Consider the following 17,377-nt stretch of genomic DNA (forward strand, 5'->3'; position numbering starts at 1 on the left):
CACAGGCCCCTTTCTCATTTTTCCACCGGATGATTTACCGGCCAGCTTGGGATTTCTCCTTTCAGCACCAGATTGATCTGGGATGCTGCATCACATGCAATAGCTTTCATGCACTCAATCGTATTGGATGCCATATGCGGTGTAATGGAAACATCTTCCATGGAAAACAGTGGATGATTAAGATTGAAGGGTTCTTCCTTCATAACATCCAGAAATGCGCCTGCGATTTCTTTATTCCTGAGCGCATTCGCCAGTGCATCTTCATCCACAACCTCTCCACGGGCACAGTTGATGAGGTATGCTGTCGATTTCATCATGGTCAGTTCTTTTGTACTGATCATATTCTCATTTTCCTTGCAGCCCGGTACATGCAGGGTCACAAAATCAGATTCTTTCAGTAAAGTTTCCAGATCGACCTGTTTGATATATTCCGGAAGATCCGTTCTCCCCGGACGTGCATCATAAGCAAGGATCTTCATATCGAGGCCAAAATGCGCTTTCTTTGCCACACAGCTTCCGATACGGCCGACGCCTACCACACCCAGGGTTTTTCCTGCCAGATCAGAACCTTTATGATTATATTTGTAGAAGAAATCATTTTTACGCATGAAATCACTCAGCAGATAAAATCTTCTGGCTGCCGCGATAATCGCTCCAATCGTAAATTCCGCAACAGGACCTGTCGTTGCGTCCGGTGTATTGGTAACCCAGATTCCCAGTTCATTTGCAGCCTGCAGATCTACATTGTTGTAACCGGCTCCATGACGGGCTACTATCTTTAAATTTTTTCCAGCCTCCAGAACCGCTCTGGTACAGGGTGCGGTACGCAGAAGGATTGCTTCACAGTCTGCAACATCGCGGATCAGATCTGCCTCTTCTGCCCCTGATCCCATCTTAATCTCATATCCGTTTTTCTTCAGTTCATCTACAGCTTCCTGGGCAACCGCCTGTGGAATCAATACTTTCTTTGCCATATATTTCTCCTTCTTTTCAACAGTCATTTTTTGTAAGGGATCTGACTGTCTTTATTTTTACATATATCGTGCATCCTGACAAATACGAAAAACTAGTTGTACCATCAGTTTTCTCTATGATAAAATTCGATTACAGTATATTTACCAAGGAGATTCCCATGAATATCAAACATTTAAATTATGTCGTAACCATTGCTCAGGAACGGAACATTACAAAAGCTGCCGAAAAATTATTCATTTCCCAGTCTTCCCTCAGTTATGCACTGTCATCCATCGAAAAAGAGGTGGGACAGCCGCTCTTTTACCGTCAGAAGAATGGCGTCATTATTACACAGGCTGGGGAAAAATATGTGGAGGCCGCCCAGAAAATTCTCCACATTCAGGACGAACTGATGAAAGAACTGAAAATATTTCAAAGCAACACCTATATCCGGGTTGCATCCTCTTCCATCTGGGGAACCAGCCTCATAGAAGAAATCATTCCAAAATTTCGCAGGAAACACCCGGATGCTTATTTTGAACTGAAAGGACAGGCGGAATTGTTTTACCTGAACGCGGAAATTGCCAAGGGAAATCTTGATTTTTGTTTTCTCTCCCTGAGCCCCTTCGACCGCCTTGACACCAATATGCAGATACTAAAAAAGGAACCGCTTTTTTTCGCGGTTCCTTCCAATCATCCTTACTGCCGTCAAAACCTTAGTCCGATGATACCTGCTACTGACATCGCAACCTGCTTTTCCAGTGATACCTTTCTGCTATCACGCCCGGGGTCTTCCATCCGCAAAATTGCCGATCATATTTTTTCAGTTCTGGATTTTGCTCCGGCTCACATTTTTGAAGTAAACGGACTGCGTCTCACCTGCGGAATGGTTGCCGAAGAAGAAGGCCCGGCCTTCATTCCGGAATCCGCCCGGTTTGAAAATGACCGGATCCGCTATTACAGCATGGATCCGGTCTATTCCCGTTACAATGTTCTGATGCATAAGCCGCTAAACAACTGTAATGAAACAGAACAAAGTTTTTATCGCTATGTCATGAATCTTTTTGTTTTATGAAGCACTTGCCGCCAGTTCCCGAACCTGTGCCCAGACAGACTCATCTACATTTACGCCCTCTTTCATGCTTTTTGCACGATTTGCCATAGTCCGTTCGCCCGGACAGGTCACAGGCTGGCTCTCTTCGATCGGATGCGCTGCATCCGCTGCCGCTACACGATGATTAAGCATATCCTGAATTTCTTCCTTACTGCCAAACAGATACGGATCGTAAGCAATAAAAATCTGACAGCTGCCTCCACAGCTTCCTTTTCCGTACTCGTCCATATCAGATCCACTCATGCCGTTGGCCATCAATGCTGCTGCCATATCCAGAGCAATGGCCATGCTGCTGCCCTTCCAATAACCGGTTGGCAAAATCCGCCTTGTTGCCTCAATAGAGCCCGGATCCGTTGTCAGGTTGCCTTCTTGATCGAAACCACCCGGATATGGGAGCTGCTTTCCTGCAAGGCGGTATACACCTAACTTTCCATAGGCATACTGGCTCATCGCCATGTCAAGAACGATTGGACCTGCCTCCCGTGGGATGGCAATACAAAACGGGTTGTTGCCGACGCTCTGCTCATCACTTCCCCAGAGCGGCATGCAGCTTTCGGTGTTGATCCAGCTGATTCCCATATAACCGGCCTGTGCCATACGCCATGCGTAGGTGCCGCCGCGCATCCAATGAGTGGTATTCTTCAATGCGACACAACCAATGCCATGTTCTTTCGCCAGTTCCACGGCCCGGTCTGCGCAAAATATGGCATTAGTGATGCCAATTCCCATATGACCATCATAATTCTCTACCGCACCCTTGACTCCCACAAGCTCTGCCTTTCCATTCAGATTGATCCAGCCCTTCTTCACATAATCCGCAAAACGCGGAATACGGTTCAGCCCGTGGCTCTCTATGCCATCTGCACTGGACTCTGTATGGATCTGCGCACAGATTTCCGCCTGTTCCTCGGTCAGTCCCAGATTCAATAATGCCTTTTTAATCGTATTCTTTACTTCCGCAAATGCCACACGCATAACATTTCCTCCTCAAATCTCACAGTCATGGCTGTAACTGTTTTTAGATTTTATCGACAAATCTGTAAAATAACAATTAACAGAATCCACAAACTCCTTCGATTTTCTTATACATACAGCATTTTATTTCAGGCTTTATTACATGGAACTTTTCATTTGAAATATTTCATTTCACATTTTTTCGTTTATAATCCCATATTTTTTCATATGCCGCCACAGCGTTGCCTTGCTGATCCCCATGGCCTGGGCAGTTTTCTCGCGGCTGCCGCTGAACTTGTGCAGCAACTCCCGAATTGTTACTGCCTCATCCGGCAAAGTATCGCAGCCGTTTTCGTTCATAGCAAACGGTCTTGCCGCATCACAGTTTTCAGTTCCCTGCCCGTTTCCCAGGATCCGCTCCGGATACAGTTCCGCCAAAAGTCTGCGGACTGCCACCTCATCAATGGAACGCTTGCCTGCCATCAGGATCAGACGCTCACAGAAGCTTTCGATCTGGAACAGATTGCCCTTCCAGGGATAATCCAGCATCACTTCCATAGCCCCTTTCGTCAGCACATGATAGCGGGAGTAATGTTCACAGCAGTCATGGATCGTATTCTCAATCTTCTCCAGAAGATCTTCCCGCCGCTCTCTCAAAGGTGGTACAAACAGTTCCAGTCCGGAAAGCAGGTAATAAAGGTCCGGACTGATTTTCTGCCTTGCCATCAGCTCGGAAAGCGGACATCCAATGGTTACCATAACCCGCACATCCACCTTCCGCAGGCTTGCGATATCTGCACCGTGGCAGACGCGGAAGCGGATCAGCTGATACAGACGATACTGGTTGGCTGCCGTCAATTCCTCCACATCACGAAGCAAAAGCGTTCCCCCCTGCACCTGCAGCACTGCCCCCCGGTTTCCGAAGATCATATTTTTCTGTTCTTCCCCGGATAAGCCCTCACAGGGAACATCCAGAAAGGGGCCATGGGCGCGGATACTGCTGTTGTGGATGCTTTCTGCCAGCATCCGCTTCTCCGTTCCCGGCTCTCCGATCAGCACCACCGGATGCTCGGACAATGCGTACAGATTCGCCTTGCGGATACATTCCTGCATGGCCGTGGATTTCTGCAAAATATCCTCAAACTGTACCAGCGGCGGCAGTACCCGGTTGTTTTCCCGTTTCTGGCTGCCCCTGGATCTTTCCGGCGTTACTGTTTTTTTCTTCATTTTATGGCAGGTGATGATCGCGCCATCGACCCTGGCCTCATAAAGGACCGGTGCCAGCACCGCAAAAATAGGAGTCCCGTTCCACTCAAAAAACAGAGAATAGTCCTCGCCCTTTTCAAAGACCCGCTTCCATGCCTCTTCTCCGATCATCGGAGCCGCCTTACGGATGTTTTCCCCCTTCAGCTCCTCTTCTGTTTTCCCGATCATATCCTCCATCAGCGGATTGACCGCCGTGATCATGCCATTTCCATCCAGACGGATCACACCACTGTAAGAGTAATCCAAAAGGGTTTCCAGCTGCGCCGCGGTCTTTTTCTCCACATTCATAGCATATTCCATGTTTTCTGCCGTGGAGAAAGCCTGACGCATGGAATCCTCTGTCATGGAAAGGAAGAGGGAAGGTACTCCCGCCTCCGTTGCAATCGAAACTGCCGTATCGCCGCCGATCACCACATCCGCGCCCTCGGAAATAGCCCGGCGCACGGCCACAGGAAGCTCCGCCCCCTGATCCGCGAAGTAGGTCTTCAGCTCAATGTTATAAAGCTCGTCGAAATAAGACATATCGCAGAACATATTGCGGAAGCCAACCACTGCAACCACCGGCTTTTCCTTTCCGGCAATCTGCTTCGCACGCATGATAAGAAGCGCCATCTCCTGCGCAGTCAGAACAATCTCAACTACCGGTGTGTCGGTATATTGCTTGATGATGGATGCCTGCAGGCCGCGGGCAATGATGATGGTTGCCCCGTCCGCAATGGATCGGCGTGCCTCCATAACCGTATCCCCGGTGTGGATCACCCGCATTTCCTGGATCTCAAATTTTTTCTCCTGCAAAATGTTATGGGCCTGGTGGATCATCTCCTCCCTGGACACCAGAAGTGCTATTTTTCCCACGCGTTTTCCTCTCTTTCAAAATATGCCGCCACGCCGTATACGGCGGGCGGCATATTTTTACTGCTGCTCTTTGATATTCTTTGATACAGTAATCTCCTGATTATCGATGTGCTCGCGGATGGCTTTTTTTGCCTCTGCCACATGTCTGGAGCGGATTGCTTTCAGAATGTAGTCATGCTCCACCACCAGGATCTGACGCTTGTCTGCATCCTTGATGTATTCCAAACGGTAGCGGTACATCTGCTCTCGCAGATTGTTTAAGATCTGTACCAGGCGGTTATTGCCGGTTCCATTGTAAATGATATCATGGTAATGCTCATCGGTCTCTGCAATGGTCATGGCATCAGCACTATGGATGGCTTCGCGGAATGCTTCCTGTGCTTCCTCCAGCTCTTTGATGTCACTCTCGGTCATCCGCTGGCAGGCAAGCTCAATAGCAAGCTCTTCCAGGGAGCGGCGTACCTCCAGTACATCGCGCAGACTCTTTTCGGAAATCTTGGCAACCTCTGCGCCCTTGCGTGGAATCATGAGGACCAGGCCTTCCAGCTCCAGTTTGCGGATGGCCTCACGGATCGGGGTACGGCTGACACCCAGACGATCTGCAAGCTGAATTTCCATCAGACGCTCGCCTGGCTCCAGCTCGCCCTTTAAAATTGCCTGACGCAGGGTGTTAAACACGACATCGCGCAGCGGAAGATATTCATTCATATTTACCTTAAGCTTGTTTTCCATGATTGTTTTCCTCTTTCTGATTGTAAAAATTTGTCAGGTAAACCTGTTTGGCCAGTCCTGATGACTCACCGTAGCGCAGCTCTTCATATGCTTGCTGAGCCGCCTTGGGATTCGTAAAAAGCCCAAATACTGTTGGACCGCTGCCGCTCATCAGAGAACCGATGGCACCAAATTCCAGCATTTTATCCTTGATCTCCTGAATGACCGGATATTCCTTTACGGTAACGGTTTCCAGCACATTGCCCAGTTTGTCGGCAATCCCCTGCAGATCCTGAGCTTTGATGGCCCGGATCATGCCGTCAATGTCCGGATGCTGTTCCGGCCGCAGATCATTTGCATGGAGGTTTTCATATACAAACTTCGTAGAAACATTGATTCCCGGCTTAGCCACCAGTACCTGACACTGCGGTACCGGCGACAGGCTGGTCAGCACCTCGCCGATGCCTTCCGAAAGAGCTGTTCCTCTTAAGATACAATAAGGAACATCCGCTCCGATCTTTACGCCGCGCTCCATCAGCTCTTCCGTGGTCAGACCAAGACGGAACATCTTATTTACACCAAACAGGACCGCTGCCGCGTCACTGCTGCCGCCTGCCATACCGGCCGCCACCGGAATGAATTTGCGCAGGCGGATCAGAAGTCCCTCCTGAACCTGAAATTCATCCATCAGAAGCTTTGCCGCTTTGTAAACCAGGTTATTTTCATTGGTAGGAAGATAATACAGATTTGTTTCCACCTGAATTCCCGGCTCCTCTTTCCAAATCAGATCCACCCGATCAAAAATGCCGACCGTCTGCATGATCATGCGCACATCGTGATAGCCATCTTCGCGTCTGCGCAGTACATCCAGTCCCAGATTGATCTTGCCATATGCCTTTAGGCTCAAATGCTTTATCATTGTTTTTCTCCGATTGTATTTCCGCATTACTTTGTATACAGTATATTATAGTGCGGGTTCTTAAAATCTGCAAGATATTTTGGCATTCTTTTTGCTTTTGTGACATTTCGACAAAAGTATGTTAAGATGGTGCAAAAAAATATATTTGACAATCAAAAAAACTTTGCCTATAATAAGGCACATATTTATTTCATATATCGCAGATGCAAGAACAAAGGCGTTCCGGTTACCAACCGGAGCGCCCTTTTTTACGTATCAAAATACTTCTCTAATCATAACTTTGTTCTCCCCCACGCATCTGCGGTATAGGAAATAGATAGAAATCCCAAATACAGTTAAGGAGGCTGGTTGTATGAAAAAGCTGGAAATCATCATCAAACCCGAAAAACTGGAAGACTTAAAAGGAATTCTTGACAACTGCGGCGCACATGGTCTTATGATCAGTAACATTATGGGTTACGGCACGCAGAAGGGCTACACACAAATGTACCGCGGTACCAAGTATACGGTCAATCTTCTCCCTAAAGTAAAGGTAGAAACCGTTGTTGCTGAAGAGATTGTAGAGGCAATCATCAGTAAGGTTACCGAGCAGATCACCACCGGCAATTACGGTGATGGTAAAATCTTTGTTTACGATGTAGAAGATGCCGTACGAATCCGTACCGGCGAGCGCGGCGACGAAGCGCTCTGATATTTCTGTGTTTTGCCACTCCCCCACTTCCGGCAGAACACCGCTTCAATTTTCATACAGACCAGTGATTATCGAAGGAGATAACGGCAGATGCCATTATCTCCTTCTTCTATTATAAAGGATTCTTCTGCCTCTCAGGCAGTCACAAAAAAGCTGGATCTGTAACACACAAGGAGGTCACGATTATGGAAAATATCTTAAGTGAAGTATTTGGCATCTGGTTTCTGATCGGCGCGGCATTCGTATTCTTCATGCAGGCCGGTTTCGCCATGGTAGAGACCGGTTTTACCCGGGCAAAAAATGCCGGTAACATCATCATGAAAAATCTCATGGATTTCTGTATCGGAACTGTTGTATTTATGTTCCTTGGCTTTGGAATTTTACTCGGCGAGGATACGCTGGGCGGCTTCATTGGAATCCCAACCCTCGGCATCATCACCGATTACGCAAATTTTGACTGGTCTAACTTTGTATTTAACCTGGTATTCTGTGCCACCACCGCTACCATCGTTTCCGGTGCCATGGCAGAACGTACCAACTTCTTATCTTACTGTATTTATTCCGGCATTATTTCTGCCGTTGTTTATCCGATTGAAGCACACTGGATCTGGGGCGGCGGCTGGCTGGCACAGATGGGCTTCCATGATTTCGCAGGTTCCTGCGCCATCCACATGGTAGGTGGCTTCAGCGCACTGATCGGTGCCTGGATGGAAGGCCCGCGTCTCGGTAAATACAACAAGGACGGCACCCCAAACGCGATCCCGGGACATAACGTTGTCATCGGTGCCCTCGGCTGCTTCATTCTCTGGTTTGGCTGGTACGGATTCAACGGCGCAGCTGCAACCAACGGCCCACAGCTGGCTTCCATCTTTGCTACCACCACCATTGCACCGGCTATCGCAACCGTTACCTGCATGATCTTCACCTGGGTGAAATATGGCAAACCAGATGTCTCCATGTGCCTGAATGCTTCCCTGGCCGGTCTGGTCGGCATCACCGCCGGCTGTGACACCATGGATGCCATGGGTGCTTTCTTCGTAGGTGTTGTATCCGGACTTCTGGTATGCTTCGGCGTATGGTTCTGTGATTATGTGATCCGCGTGGATGACCCGGTCGGTGCTGTAGCTGTTCATTTCTGCAACGGCGTATGGGGCACCATCGCAGTCGGTCTCTTCGCTACTACCTCCGCACCGTCCTGCGAGATCAATGGACTGTTCTACGGCGGTGGTGTTCATCAGCTGGTTTTACAGCTCACCGGTGTCGGCTCCGTTCTTCTTTGGACCGGCGTGACCATGTTTATCGTATTCAAGGTCATTGATAAAATTTTCGGTCTCCGCGTCACGGATCAGGAGCAGTTGGATGGACTGGATATCCATGAGCATGGAATGAATGCTTATTATGGATTCCGGATTGATAAATAAAAATATAAGTAATAACTATCAAAGGTCCGAAGTTCCGGGCACACCATACAAGAAACGCGGCACTAAGTGGAATTTTGTACCTCTTGCGCTCCGCCGCTTATTGCCAGACCTGCGAGCAAAACTCGCGTGCTCTGCACGCTCAGACAATGCTCTCCGGTCTGGCGCTATGCTCGCGCACGAGGAAAATTCCAATGTGCCGCTTATTCTGTATGGTGTACCCGGAACTTCTGCTGTACTGGCTATTCTACAATAATAAACGCAGCCAGAATGTTGCTGATGAAAGCCTGTAATCCGGCTTTTTATAGTAACGTTCTGGCTGCGTTTTATTTTTTATGATTACCTTCTGACTGATGCAATGCCTTCCATCAACAGGTTGGCCGTGCGGAATCCAAAGGTATCTTCAATGACCGGCTCCTTTTTCTCTGGCCGGTAATCCACGCCACATTCCAATACTCCGCCCGGATGTCCGATACGGATAAACTTGGTATCCGTGTCCGGATTTAACACCTGCGCTACTACGCTTCCCGGCACAACTGCTGCTGCCGCCGTGCACATGGCTCCGGTCATCGCATAGCTCGGATGTGATTTCTGCATCGACATCATCCGCGAAAGCAGATCTATTTCTTCTTTCCGGATTGTCGTTCCATCCTCGGTCTCGTAAGCATCCGGCTCCGCCACAAATGTCATCTTCGGAATACCAGGTGTTTCCCATGCTGATTTTTTGTAATCATCGATCAGGCCAAGCTTCACCGCGGCAAGTCCCCGCACCGTTTCCAGAAGCTCCAGCTTCGCTGCATCCGCATTTAACCCGTTCGGATTTTCTTTTCCGGTCAGCCCCAGGTCCTTTGCGTTTACAAAAACAAGCGGATTTGCCGCATCAACAATGGAAACCTTCACCTCACCAAAGTCCGGCACCATCAGCACATCCACTGCATTTCCGGTTGGAAGCAGACCCTTTCCCAAGGTTCCTGCCGGATTTAAAAATTTCAGACGGATCGGTGACGCCGTTCCCGGAACTCCGGCAATCTGGAAATCTCCTGTATAATTCACGTGATTCCCGGAAGTTTTCACATCGGCTGCAATGATTTTTCCCGTGTTGGTATTGTAGATCCGCACGGTTGTCTCGTTCTCGTTCGGTGTGACCAGACCTTTTTCCAGCGCAAACGGGCCAACACCCGAAGAAATATTTCCGCAATTTCCCTTATAGCTGACGATCGGCTTGTCTACAGATACCTGTGCAAACGTATAATCCACATCGGCATCTACTCTCTGTGACTTTCCCACGATTGCCACCTTGCTGGTTACGGACTGGGATCCGCCAAGTCCGTCAATCTGTTTGCTGTCCGGGCTTCCCATCAGACGAAGCAAGATGGCATCCCATTCTTCCCTGTTCTCCGGAAGATCAGATTGCAATATATAAATTCCCTTACTGGTTCCTCCCCGCATGATCGTCACCGGAAGTTTGTACACCTGCTCATTTTGATTCCGCATTTCGTTTCCTCCATCACCTGTGTGTGAAGGCGGCTGGCCATGCCGCCGGTTTCTTAACCGGTACCGTTTTTATGGTTTTATCATAGCATGACGCCAACTGTAATACAAATTCATAATTTTCATTCAAACTATTCTATATATCTATAGTTTATGCTATGATAAACTTAACAGATTATAAGGAAATCTTGCATGAACTGCAAAAACGAAAGCACGATCTCAAAATCATGTCAGGAAAATTTTTTGGAGATTTTTATGGATTTTAAAGACTTATCTTATGTCCTGGCGATCGCCAGATATCAGAATATTACCAAGGCTGCGAATTCTTTATATGTAACGCAGCCGACACTTACAAAATTTCTTCAGAATCTGGAGTCCGAGCTTGGTCAAAAGCTATTCCGGAAGCTGGGTCACCGTTTTGTCCTCACTTATGCCGGGGAACGTTATGTGGAAAAAGCATCGGAGATCTTGAACCTAAAAAAAGAGCTGGACCAGGAGATGAACGACATTGTAAAGAACAATTACGGCTCTTTAAAGATTGCCTTTCCGACCATGCGCGGCACCTACATGCTTCCCTGTACCCTGCCGATTTTCAATTCCTTATATCCCAACGTGCGCCTGGAAATCCTGGAGTCGCATTCCTATTTACTGGAAGATATGCTGCTGAACGCCGAGGCTGATCTCGCATTTTTCAATCTGCCTGTTAAAAGCCCGGATGTTGACTACGAGATCATCAGCCACGAGGAGCTGCTCCTGATCTTGCCACATCATCACCCACTTGCGGAAATGGGCGTGCAAAAGCCGGACTGCAAATACCCGTGGATGGATCTCAAATACTTAAAAGACGAGCCATTCCTGTTCCAGACTCCGGGACAGCGGACCCAGCAGACGGTAGACCAGCTTTTTAAAGCGACCGGAATCACCCCGATCATAAAGCTGCAGACCAGCAACATCGCCGCAAAAGTCCAGCTGGTGGCAAAAGGCTACGGTTGTGGTTTTGTCACTGAAACCCATTTAAAGCACATCCAGCCGCCGCCTGATATTGCCTGCTTTTCCGTCGGCCCGGAAACCTGCACCACCGTTGATTTTGTGGCAGCCTACCGGCGCGGCAGTTACCTGCCGTACCATGCGCAGGAATACATTAAAATTGTAAAGGATTTCACCTAAAGCTCCATTTCCCTGCCATCCAGAGAAGCCGATACCAGCTTATCGTGACCATCATAGACAAGCTTGAGTGAGAAGAAATCCGTGCGTTCATTCAGAAGTCGGAAGAAGATCTTATCTCCCTCCCAGATGTTTAACGTTACTACGTCTTCCTTATTGACCCATACCAGTTCGCCCTCATTACATGCGATCGGTTCGCCGGTAAAGGCATCTGCCGTAAAGAGTGACATATATTCTGTCACGCCATTCCCGGAGACAAAGGTCACAATGGCACGGTATTTCCAGGAAGTCAGCGTATAACCGGTCTCCTCCCAGACTTCTCTGAGCAAGCATTCCTCCGGACTTTCATCTGCCTCAAAATGGCCGCCGACTCCGATCCATTTGTCCTTATTTACATCATTTTTCTTCACGGTGCGATGCAGCATCAGATACTGCCCGTCTTTTTCAATATAGCATAATGTACTCAATGAGCTCTTCACTTTTTCATACCTCCACAGATAATAGCAGCTTATTTTCCAAACTGGGAATTCTTTTATTGCCGTTCACATATTACAAACAGTAACATACTTTACCTTTAGTTTCCGAAGCAGCCGGACCGATGCCGTATTTTCTCCTGCCACGCAGGCACACACCGGACAATCCAGTTCGTTCTTTGCATAATCAAGAATCGCACGGCATGCTTCTTCGGCATAGCCCTGGCGGCGGTAGGGGTGAAAGACGTGGTATCCGAGTTCCAACTCTTCGTCCGACCCATTTGCTCTTACAGTCTCCCGCTCCTTCGCATTGGATAACCCGGCTTTTCCGATGATCCTGCCATCTGTTTTTCGCACCAATGCCCAGATTCCATACTCACAAAAGCGGTACTGGCCTTTGATATAGGCCTTCAATTTTTCTGCATCGTAAAAGACCTGGTCGGCTTCCCGTTCTTCCTGTGTGAACCAGACATCCGGCTCCTCTGGCATCCCAGCAATATCTTCCATGGTAAATTCCCGGATGAGCAAGCGGTCTGTTTCTGTGATAATCCAGGGCAGACCGATGTGGCGGCGCACAATGCGTTCTAAATACTCCGGGCAGATGGCGTCCGGCGTTGCCAGATACTCTGCATCCCAGATGTCATTCGCCGTCTTTCCCTCTGCTGCCTTTTCGACCGGCTGGTTTTCTGTTCGCAGAAGCTCTGATGTCTGGCTTTTCTCCGTCCGTTCTTCCTTCTGACTTCCTCCGCCATATTCCTCCAGATGAATCAGGCCAACAAAAGCTCTCCCTGCTGCTTTCGCGGCAAGGAGAGCTTTTCGTTCGTCAGAAACCACAACCGGATATGCTTTCTTTTCTACCCAAACTGTATAGTTCTGAACCATATATTCTTTTCCTCTGAATCAGCACTTTTCCGGCTCGTCATACGCTTCGCCGAAGGTATCTACGGTCATGCTCTTGATCTTCTGCTCTTTGAGCGGTCTATCGCTATAATCGGTGCGGGTCTCGGCAATCTTGTTTACCACATCCATGCCGTCAATGACCATACCGAATGCTGCATAAGCACCGTCTAAGTGCGGAGCGTCCTTGTGCATGATGAAGAACTGGGAGCCTGCAGAATTCGGCATCATGGAACGTGCCATGGAGAGAACGCCTGCAGTATGCTTTAAGTCATTCTGGAAACCGTTCTGACTGAACTCACCCTTGATGGAGTAACCTGGGCCGCCCATGCCGTTGCCGTTCGGACATCCGCCCTGGATCATGAAGCCTTTGATGACTCTGTGGAAAATAAGGCCATCATAGTAGCCCTTTCCTGCCAGGCTGATAAAGTTTTTTACGGTGTTCGGAGCAACCTCCGGATATAATTCTGCGCGGATCACGCCGCCGTCTTCCATAGTAATGGTAATCTCTGGATTTTTCATGGATCAAATCTCCCTTCGTGTAGTACGTTTGGTGTCACAACGCAAACGCTAAGATGGGGAATATTATATCATAAATTCCTCTAATACGCAAATATCCAACTCATGAGTCATGTTCCGTTCTGTATACACGGGTAGTTACCGTTCAGGCAGGTGAACGAGGCCTTCACCCTGTAATCATCCTCCGCAGTCTTTCCAGATCCTCCTGATCCGGGTGGGAAAGCGCCTGATCGAAGTTCTCGATCAGCGCATCCAGATTCGGCTTCGCATCCGGCATCTCCTTCATCTTCACATAGCGGTCCCGCACCGCCTGCGGCATCCTGCCCTGGCACATGTACTCTCCAACCACCGTGTTACTTGCGTCAATGGCCGTGCGGACATTCGCTAGAATCTTCTGATAGTATGCTTCACTGCCGCCGAAGCCCGCGGTGCCAAACAGGAAAATCTTTTTGTTCCGAAGCCTGCCCAGCAGCTCCAGGCATGCCTGATCCCCCGTGCCCTTGTCCGTCCAGAAACCCACATAGATCATCTCTGCATCCGGATCTGCGGATTTCGTCTCCCCGAAGTACGCACACCGCGCGTCCGGCAGTGCCCCTCGAATCGTATCCGCGAGCTTCCTCGTGTTGCCCGTCCGACTGCTGAAAATAATGGCATATCTCTCTTCGCTCATCGTCCTGTCCTTCCTTTCAAACACTTTTGAAGCCACCTTCACGACTCCTCCCAGAACAGGTCATCCAGTGTTCGGTTCAGCGCCCTGCAGATTGCGATGCAGAGTCGGATCGTCGGGTTATAATCGCCCTTTTCGATGGCGTTGATGGTCTGCCGCGACACGCCGACGAGATCTGCCAGCTGCTGCTGCGACAGGTCCAGCGCCGCCCGTGCCGATTTCATCTTCAGGTTCTTCATTCCGCCGAACCTCCCCGTTTATCCACCCACGCTTTCAGCAACAGGTTCACGATGATCAGCGCGAAGAACGCGAAGATCAGCAGATAGATGCCGCCATCCCAGGTGAGGACGCCATCGACGATCACGTCGCCAGCATTGGCATGTCCCCGGAAACCCAGGTACTGCATCACCATCACCGCCACCATGAGCACGATCGCGGCGTTCGAGCCCGACGTCTGCCGGATACCCCAGTACGCATCCTGCCAGATATCATAGAGGATGACCACCAGACATCCCACCATGAGGCCGGCCATCATGAGGAGTGAAAACTCGATCGGCAGTGCACCCACGCACTCCTCCCACAGCACTGCTGCCGCAAGCAGTGCGGCCAATGTCAAAAAGCCGTAGCGAAATGCCCTCCCGCGGATCAGCTCCTGCCGCTCATCATAGCCACTGTAGTCTTTATCCTTCTTAAACATAATAATCTTAAATACCTGAACCGCGATAAATGCAGCCGTAAATGCGAAAATATCTGACATATACGCCGACCTCCTTCCAACAATATGTAAACTATATCTTACATCTACAGTATATATCAGAGGCGTCATTATGTCAAGAATACTTTACATTTTCGAAGCACCTCAATACAAGCCACAAAAAAGCTGCCCCGGCACGTGCAGATGCACAGGCCAGAAACAGCTCTTCAAGTCTTATTCTTTTAATCCGTTAAATGCAGCATCTCGATCAAAAAGATCCAGGTAAGACCATAATAGGAAATAACCGCTACCAGATCGTTCACGGTGGTGATAAGCGGACCGGACGCTACCGCCGGGTCTACGCCGAATTTCTTAAACAGGATCGGGATCACGGTACCGGAAACACTGGAGATCATCATGGCCAGAAGCAGGGCCACGCCGATGCAGGCAGAGACCGCAAATCCAAAGCCCGGTGTCATGCCCTTTGCGAAAACTACATAAAGTCCGATAAATACAAAGGAAAGAACACCAAGGATCAGACCGTTGCACATTCCGACTCTGGCCTCTTTGAATACCAGGCCAAGCTTCTGCTTGCCGTCCAGGTTTTCATCCATCAGCACACGGATGGTAACTGCCAGGGACTGGGTACCAACGTTTCCGGCCATGTCCAGAATCAGGGACTGGAAGCAGATCACGATGGTCAGCTGGGCTACTACGCCCTCGAAGAGTCCTACGACACTGGAAACCACCAGGCCAAGGCCCAACAGGATGATCAGCCACGGAAGACGCTTATGCACACTCTGGCGAATCGGCTCGTTTAATTCCTCCTCAGAAGCAAGACCTGCCAACTTTGCGTAGTCATCGCCCATCTCATCATCTACAACCTGAACAATATCCTGGGCAGTGATAACACCGATAATCTTGTTGTTCTCATCCAGTACCGGGATAGAATCCTCGGAGTAATCCTTCATGCGCTCAATACAGTCTTCGATCATCTCACGGGCATACACATATGGATAAGATTCCATGATGATGTCGTCCAGCTTGCTGCCCTCCCGGGCAATGATCAGGTCTTTTAAGTCAATGGCACCGCAGAAGGTATGATCGTCATCGGTCACATACAGCGTAGAGATGTTGTCATTCTCCGCTGCCTGATTGATCAGCTCCCGCATGGCTTCGCGGATGCTGATGCCGGCCTTGATCTCAATAAAGTTCATGCTCATGCGGCTTCCGATCTCGTCTTCATCAAAGGACTCCAGCATGGCAATATCGCGTTTGGATTCATTATCAATGAGGTCGATGAGCATGTTGCGCTCCGGCTTTGCAAGGCGCTTCAACAGCGCTGCTGCCTGGTCAACCTCCATACAGGAAAGGACCTCAACCTTTTTTCTTGCATTCAGTTCCTCAAAATAAATCTCTGCGTTATCCAGGTATTCGAAAATATCGGAAAGCTGCTCCGCATCCAGAATACGGTACAGCCGCTCCCTCTCATCTCTTGTCAGCACCTCAAAGGAGGATGCAATATCATTCTCATGGTAATCGGAAATGCGATCCTTTAAGACACGCGGAGATACATTGCTCCGCATGATCTGCTCCAGCTCCGTCTGGTAGTCACGTACCTGAACTGCCACGTCTTTGGTCTCGTTCTCGTTCATCTTTTCCATGCCTGCTCCTTTCTCCGTCTGCGAAAAAGTCTTTCTCTTTCTCACAGCGTTTTGTTCTCACGGCTGTCATCCGTGGAACCGGAGCATTTTTGATCTGCGCAAACCTGCTGTATTTTTCCAGAAAAATCTCCTGTATTCTTCACGTTTTCTTAACAATAGATTCAAAAAACAAGAAAGAAAAAACAGCAGCGTGTTTCCGCAAATAAAAAATGCCATCACCGGTTTCATCTGAAAACGGGCAATGGCAGACACACGCAGAAACAGCCTGATCTGTGCGTCTTCCTTTAAGACATACCAGATCAGACAGCTTTCCGACTAAAATATAAAACCAATTCGTGTGAGAAAACGGACAGCGGATTCAGACAGGCTGCCGGTTTTCTTTTCTCTTCCATTGCCGCTCATTCGCTTATAACTGTCCGCGACGTCCATGTTCTCACCTCCTTATAAGTGCACGATCAATAAATTCCTTCTAAACTATACTACAGCATTTTTTTTGCGTCAACCACAGAATTTTCGTTTTGATAAATTTTTCACCTGTATGATTTACCATTTTTGAGCGTAATTCACGTAATTTAACACAAAACCATTCACTGGTTATATGCTATTTGATATGCTATACTAAATCTGTTACCGCCTCCCAGACTGGTACGGGAAGGAGGTGTTCGGAATGGAATATATCTTATCCTTTATTGTCACCGTTGCGGCTGGTGTAGCTTGCCACTACATCATCAAATGGTTAAGCGGCGACAAATAGCTGGTAACTAGCCTGTGGGGTTAAGCCTTCCCACTCCCAAAATAGGAATAGAAAACCCCAGAAGTGTGCGAGACTTCTGGGGTTTCCGTTTTGCTGTTCGCAATGGAACATCTTATCCTTTTGCCTAACGGCATTATATCATATGTCTTTTTGAAAAACAATATCCAATTTT

16 protein-coding genes and 1 pseudogene are annotated in these 17,377 nt (G+C 48.7%); 4 read left to right on the forward strand and 13 right to left on the reverse strand.

The features are described 5' to 3' along the window. Positions 1–14: 14 nt before the first annotated feature. Complete coding sequence (locus ACMP1L_RS02675; RefSeq protein WP_418451941.1) at positions 15–974, reverse strand: hydroxyacid dehydrogenase; 960 nt, start codon at positions 972–974, stop codon at positions 15–17. Positions 975–1,132: 158 nt separating this feature from the next. Between ACMP1L_RS02675 and ACMP1L_RS02680 the strand changes: the two genes are divergently transcribed. Then, positions 1,133–2,029 carry a LysR family transcriptional regulator gene (locus ACMP1L_RS02680; RefSeq protein ID WP_418451942.1) on the forward strand — a complete coding sequence of 299 codons (897 nt, stop codon included), beginning with the start codon at positions 1,133–1,135 and terminating at the stop codon, positions 2,027–2,029. On the opposite strand, the gene yiaK is transcribed toward ACMP1L_RS02680, so the two are convergent. The 4 genes from yiaK to ispE all read right to left on the reverse strand — a co-directional run bounded on the left by yiaK (position 2,024) and on the right by ispE (position 6,773). Next, complete coding sequence (gene yiaK / locus ACMP1L_RS02685; RefSeq protein WP_418451943.1) at positions 2,024–3,043, reverse strand: 3-dehydro-L-gulonate 2-dehydrogenase; 1,020 nt, start codon at positions 3,041–3,043, stop codon at positions 2,024–2,026. The two genes, ACMP1L_RS02680 and yiaK, sit on opposite strands and share 6 nt — an antisense overlap. A 171-nt stretch (positions 3,044–3,214) precedes the next feature. Further along, a complete protein-coding gene (locus tag ACMP1L_RS02690) occupies positions 3,215–5,143 on the reverse strand; it encodes a PrpR N-terminal domain-containing protein (protein WP_418451944.1) in 1,929 nt (642 codons plus the stop codon). A 57-nt stretch (positions 5,144–5,200) separates the two neighbouring features. Next, entirely contained in the window at positions 5,201–5,875 is a 675-nt protein-coding gene (locus ACMP1L_RS02695; RefSeq protein WP_118733885.1) for a GntR family transcriptional regulator, read from the reverse strand. Then, positions 5,859–6,773, reverse strand: coding sequence for a 4-(cytidine 5'-diphospho)-2-C-methyl-D-erythritol kinase (gene ispE, locus ACMP1L_RS02700; protein ID WP_418451945.1), 915 nt, complete (start codon positions 6,771–6,773; stop codon positions 5,859–5,861). The genes ACMP1L_RS02695 and ispE overlap by 17 nt, the downstream gene beginning before the upstream one ends. Before the next feature lie 352 nt (positions 6,774–7,125). Here ispE and ACMP1L_RS02705 point away from each other — a divergent pair, with 352 nt between their 5' ends. Both ACMP1L_RS02705 and ACMP1L_RS02710 read left to right on the forward strand, forming a co-directional pair. Then, complete coding sequence (locus tag ACMP1L_RS02705; RefSeq protein ID WP_418451946.1) at positions 7,126–7,464, forward strand: P-II family nitrogen regulator; 339 nt, start codon at positions 7,126–7,128, stop codon at positions 7,462–7,464. Positions 7,465–7,649: 185 nt separating this feature from the next. Next, positions 7,650–8,876, forward strand: a pseudogene (locus tag ACMP1L_RS02710) (ammonium transporter); the annotation flags it as partial. Positions 8,877–9,221: 345 nt separating this feature from the next. Here ACMP1L_RS02710 and ACMP1L_RS02715 read toward each other — a convergent pair. Next, positions 9,222–10,376 carry a 2-methylaconitate cis-trans isomerase PrpF family protein gene (locus ACMP1L_RS02715; RefSeq protein ID WP_418451947.1) on the reverse strand — a complete coding sequence of 385 codons (1,155 nt, stop codon included), beginning with the start codon at positions 10,374–10,376 and terminating at the stop codon, positions 9,222–9,224. 252 nt (positions 10,377–10,628) lie between these two features. On the opposite strand from ACMP1L_RS02715, the gene ACMP1L_RS02720 reads away from it, so the two are divergent. Beyond that, positions 10,629–11,540, forward strand: coding sequence for a LysR family transcriptional regulator (locus tag ACMP1L_RS02720; RefSeq protein WP_118733889.1), 912 nt, complete (start codon positions 10,629–10,631; stop codon positions 11,538–11,540). On the opposite strand, the gene ACMP1L_RS02725 is transcribed toward ACMP1L_RS02720, so the two are convergent. From ACMP1L_RS02725 to mgtE, 7 genes are all read right to left on the reverse strand, one after another. Then, entirely contained in the window at positions 11,537–12,016 is a 480-nt protein-coding gene (locus ACMP1L_RS02725) for an NUDIX hydrolase (protein ID WP_243024906.1), read from the reverse strand. The two genes, ACMP1L_RS02720 and ACMP1L_RS02725, sit on opposite strands and share 4 nt — an antisense overlap. A 63-nt stretch (positions 12,017–12,079) precedes the next feature. Then, positions 12,080–12,892: a GNAT family N-acetyltransferase gene (locus ACMP1L_RS02730; protein ID WP_118534459.1), complete on the reverse strand. Its 813-nt coding sequence runs from the start codon at positions 12,890–12,892 to the stop codon at positions 12,080–12,082. An 18-nt stretch (positions 12,893–12,910) separates the two neighbouring features. After that, entirely contained in the window at positions 12,911–13,429 is a 519-nt protein-coding gene (locus ACMP1L_RS02735) for a peptidylprolyl isomerase (protein WP_118534458.1), read from the reverse strand. Positions 13,430–13,592: 163 nt separating this feature from the next. Next, positions 13,593–14,096: a flavodoxin family protein BilS gene (bilS, locus tag ACMP1L_RS02740; RefSeq protein WP_418451948.1), complete on the reverse strand. Its 504-nt coding sequence runs from the start codon at positions 14,094–14,096 to the stop codon at positions 13,593–13,595. A 38-nt stretch (positions 14,097–14,134) separates the two neighbouring features. Then, entirely contained in the window at positions 14,135–14,332 is a 198-nt protein-coding gene (locus ACMP1L_RS02745; protein ID WP_118531345.1) for a helix-turn-helix transcriptional regulator, read from the reverse strand. Next, positions 14,329–14,850, reverse strand: coding sequence for a hypothetical protein (locus tag ACMP1L_RS02750; protein ID WP_418451949.1), 522 nt, complete (start codon positions 14,848–14,850; stop codon positions 14,329–14,331). Before ACMP1L_RS02750 ends, ACMP1L_RS02745 begins: the two co-directional genes overlap by 4 nt. 179 nt (positions 14,851–15,029) lie before the next feature. Then, positions 15,030–16,451, reverse strand: coding sequence for a magnesium transporter (gene mgtE / locus ACMP1L_RS02755; protein WP_418451950.1), 1,422 nt, complete (start codon positions 16,449–16,451; stop codon positions 15,030–15,032). Positions 16,452–17,377 lie beyond the last annotated feature (926 nt).

The sequence above is a fragment of the Ventrimonas sp. genome (genome assembly GCF_048380235.1).
Taxonomy (GTDB): Bacteria; Bacillota; Clostridia; order Lachnospirales; family Lachnospiraceae; genus Brotaphodocola.

Excerpts from the sequence above, each read along its gene's own strand:
- ACMP1L_RS02695 (WP_118733885.1), bottom strand. The coding sequence starts at position 5,875 with ATGGAAAACAAGCTTAAGGTAAATATGAATGAATATCTTCCGCTGCGC.
- ACMP1L_RS02730 (WP_118534459.1), bottom strand. The coding sequence starts at position 12,892 with ATGGTTCAGAACTATACAGTTTGGGTAGAAAAGAAAGCATATCCGGTT.
- ACMP1L_RS02750 (WP_418451949.1), bottom strand. The coding sequence starts at position 14,850 with ATGTCAGATATTTTCGCATTTACGGCTGCATTTATCGCGGTTCAGGTA.
- ispE (WP_418451945.1), bottom strand. The coding sequence starts at position 6,773 with ATGATAAAGCATTTGAGCCTAAAGGCATATGGCAAGATCAATCTGGGA.
- yiaK (WP_418451943.1), bottom strand. The coding sequence starts at position 3,043 with ATGCGTGTGGCATTTGCGGAAGTAAAGAATACGATTAAAAAGGCATTA.
- mgtE (WP_418451950.1), bottom strand. The coding sequence starts at position 16,451 with ATGGAAAAGATGAACGAGAACGAGACCAAAGACGTGGCAGTTCAGGTA.
- bilS (WP_418451948.1), bottom strand. The coding sequence starts at position 14,096 with ATGAGCGAAGAGAGATATGCCATTATTTTCAGCAGTCGGACGGGCAAC.
- ACMP1L_RS02675 (WP_418451941.1), bottom strand. The coding sequence starts at position 974 with ATGGCAAAGAAAGTATTGATTCCACAGGCGGTTGCCCAGGAAGCTGTA.
- ACMP1L_RS02715 (WP_418451947.1), bottom strand. The coding sequence starts at position 10,376 with ATGCGGAATCAAAATGAGCAGGTGTACAAACTTCCGGTGACGATCATG.
- ACMP1L_RS02680 (WP_418451942.1), top strand. The coding sequence starts at position 1,133 with ATGAATATCAAACATTTAAATTATGTCGTAACCATTGCTCAGGAACGG.
- ACMP1L_RS02745 (WP_118531345.1), bottom strand. The coding sequence starts at position 14,332 with ATGAAGAACCTGAAGATGAAATCGGCACGGGCGGCGCTGGACCTGTCG.
- ACMP1L_RS02705 (WP_418451946.1), top strand. The coding sequence starts at position 7,126 with ATGAAAAAGCTGGAAATCATCATCAAACCCGAAAAACTGGAAGACTTA.
- ACMP1L_RS02720 (WP_118733889.1), top strand. The coding sequence starts at position 10,629 with ATGGATTTTAAAGACTTATCTTATGTCCTGGCGATCGCCAGATATCAG.
- ACMP1L_RS02735 (WP_118534458.1), bottom strand. The coding sequence starts at position 13,429 with ATGAAAAATCCAGAGATTACCATTACTATGGAAGACGGCGGCGTGATC.